General features: G+C 57.0%; 1 pseudogene. It reads left to right on the top strand.

The features are described 5' to 3' along the window. Positions 1–41: 41 nt before the first annotated feature. Positions 42–847, top strand: a pseudogene (locus CJU81_RS24380) (hypothetical protein); the annotation flags it as partial.

The raw sequence follows: 847 nt of genomic DNA, 5'->3' as shown, positions 1-847 counted from the left end.
CGCTCAGTGCCTCCAGTACCGATGCTGTCAACGGCAGTCAACTGTTTGCCACCAACCAGCAGGTCACCAGCAACACCACCGCCATCACCAATATCGACAACGGTGCGGGTATCAAATACTTCCATGCCAACTCGGCACTGCAAGACAGCTCGGCCACGGGGGTTAACAGTGTGGCAGCAGGTCCTAATGCGAGTGCCTTGGGCACAGCTTCTACCGCTATAGGGTTAAACTCTTTTGCTTCTGGCACGAACTCTGTCGCTTTGGGGGCTAACAACGGTGCCGTAGCTACCAATAGTGTCGCCATCGGTAATGGCAGCAGAGCATTCAACACAAACAGCATCGCAATCGGGACCTCCGCTGTAGGAGGCACAGCTGGCGGAGCTACCGCGGGTACTGCGATAGGCTCAAACAGCAGAGCAATCGGCCTTAGCTCGAGCGCTTTTGGGGTTGACAGCCTGGCTTCGGGCAACAGCAGCATCGCTTTAGGGGTTACCAGCGCAGCCTCCAACACCAGTGCTATTGCCGTAGGACGTAATAGCATTGCCAGCGGACTTGAATCTACCGCTTTAGGGGGATTCAGTTCGGCTTTCAATGATAGCAGCGTCGCATTGGGGGCAAATGCAAAAGCAGGTGTTTCGGGCTCGCCTACTGTCTCCGGCAGTACCGCCGTTGGTACCAATACTCTATCCACCGGTACAAATGCTTCAGCTTTCGGTTTTGGTGCCACTGCTAGCGCAGATAACGCCCTGGCAGCAGGTTCAGGGGCAAGCGCCTCCGCTACCGGGGCCGTTTCAATGGGCAGCGGCGCAATGGCCGACTCGGCCGATGCCGTGGCCATAGGTACCTC

Source organism: Pseudomonas fragi (assembly GCF_002269505.1).
GTDB classification, from domain to species: domain Bacteria; phylum Pseudomonadota; class Gammaproteobacteria; order Pseudomonadales; family Pseudomonadaceae; genus Aquipseudomonas; species Aquipseudomonas fragi_D.
This window is presented reverse-complemented; position numbering and strand designations above follow the sequence as displayed.